The organism is Kitasatospora putterlickiae (assembly GCF_039527695.1).
Lineage (GTDB): Bacteria > Actinomycetota > Actinomycetes > Streptomycetales > Streptomycetaceae > Kitasatospora > Kitasatospora putterlickiae.
Genome location: NZ_BAAAKJ010000124.1, coordinates 1090 through 2709, shown reverse-complemented (window position 1 = coordinate 2709; position 1620 = coordinate 1090). Strand labels below are relative to the sequence as shown.

Here is a 1620-nt window from a genome sequence, read left to right as displayed (position 1 = left end):
GTCGCCGTCCGGGGACGCCTCGGCGGCGGCGCGGGCCACCAGCCGCTCGAACAGCGACGAGTCGACCGCGTCCGCCGGCCCGTCCAGCCGGTAGCCCGGCGGCCGGGTCGACAGGACGAGCTCGGAACCGGCGATCAGCTTCCGCAGCGCCGCTATGTGACCCTGCAGCGCGGCCCGGGCCTGCGCCGGGGGCTCGTCGCCCCACAGTAGTTCGAAGAACCGCCCGAGCGGGACGGTGCGGCCGAGTTCGAGCGCCAGCAGGGCCAGCGTGGCGCGCCGCTTGGCGGCGGCGGGCTCGACGGACCGACCGTCGGCGGCCCGGAGCTCCACCGGGCCCAGCAGCCGAACGAACACGGATCCTCCCTGGTGAGAGCAGGTGGACGAGGGCCTCCACCTTGTGCGGGGCGCAGTCTAACCACGCCGAAGGTGCGACTTGTGACGTTCAGTGAACGGACTTCCGGAGCGTGTATAGGACCGCCGGTGCGCCGCTCGCGCGGTGGCGGGCGGGTGGCGCGCCGTCATGGGGCATGGACCGCGCCAGGCGCGATCCGGTTGCGGCGCGGGCGGCCGGGACGCCGTCGGGTCGGTGTCTTCCGGGTGCAAACGAGAACCCCGGCCGGGCCGGGTGCGGGGCCGGGACCTGCGGCGCGGTCGGGCCCGGCGGTGCTCCCGGGTCGCGGGGGCGCTGCTCGGCCGGGCGGCGCGCGTGCCTGGAGGCCCGGGAGGTGTGCGCGATCGGGAGTGCGGCGCTGCCCGAACAGACATCCGGCGCGAAATCGCCGGGACCCGCGTACGGGGCCGGAAGGCCGCGCCCGGCCGAGGTCCGCCACTGATGGTCAACGGCCGGGTCGCGGTGTTCGGTTCACCGGGCGTCAACCGCCGGACGGCCCGCCGGGCGCCGGGCCGGGGAGCGGTGAACCCGGGCGCCTCGACGCCCGTCGACCAGGATGCGGGGCCGTGTCGGCGCCGCGTGCTTCGACCGCCGGGAAGGGCGATCATGCTGCGAATGAACGGGCCGCTGCGGATCACGGTCCTCGACAAGGACGCCTACTACGAGCAGCGCGCGGTGGCGCGGACCCCGTACGGCACCTTCGTGCTGGAGGGCCGGATCGGAGCCTCCCTGGACGTGCTGGCGGACGAGTGGGAGCTGGAGCTGCAGCACTGCGCCCCCGGCGTCGGCTGGCGGCCCAACATCCGGGTGGTGCCGTACCCGTGGCAGACCTCGGCCGGCGGGCTGCGCAGCCGGATCGTGCGCAGCAAGGACTGCGACTGGCCGAACGGCGATCCGACCGAACGCAACTTCATCCTGCGCCTGTCCGCGACGGTGGCGGAGCGCCCGGGCGAGGCGGCGTCCCCCGCGGAGGGCCTGGGCCCGGCGGTGCGTGGAGGGCTGCGCACCAGCTCCGGCGACGGGTTCGGCGCGGTGCGGCGCACTCCGGCGGTTCCGGCGAGTCCCGCGGTTCCGGCGGTCTCGGGGAGTCCTGCGGTTCCTGCGGTCCCGGTGGGTCCGTCGGTCCCGGCGGTGCACGGGTCCTACGAGAGCGCCGCCCGGCCCGAGCCCGCCCGGCCGGCCATGGGCCGGGTGCTGCCGGCGGAGTCGACGGCCACCGCCGCCTGGGC

The 1620-nt window shown here is 76.4% G+C and carries 2 protein-coding genes; one reads left to right on the top strand and one right to left on the bottom strand.

Annotation, left to right across the window (positions count from 1 at the left end; all coding sequences use genetic code 11):
- Positions 1-354: AfsR/SARP family transcriptional regulator (locus tag ABD308_RS13120; RefSeq protein ID WP_344332932.1), on the bottom strand; the 354-nt coding region annotated here is incomplete at its 3' end.
- Between the two features lie 643 nt (positions 355-997).
- On the opposite strand from ABD308_RS13120, the gene ABD308_RS13115 reads away from it, so the two are divergent.
- Positions 998-1620 (top strand): hypothetical protein (locus ABD308_RS13115; protein WP_344332930.1); only part of this gene is annotated, 623 nt, incomplete at its 3' end.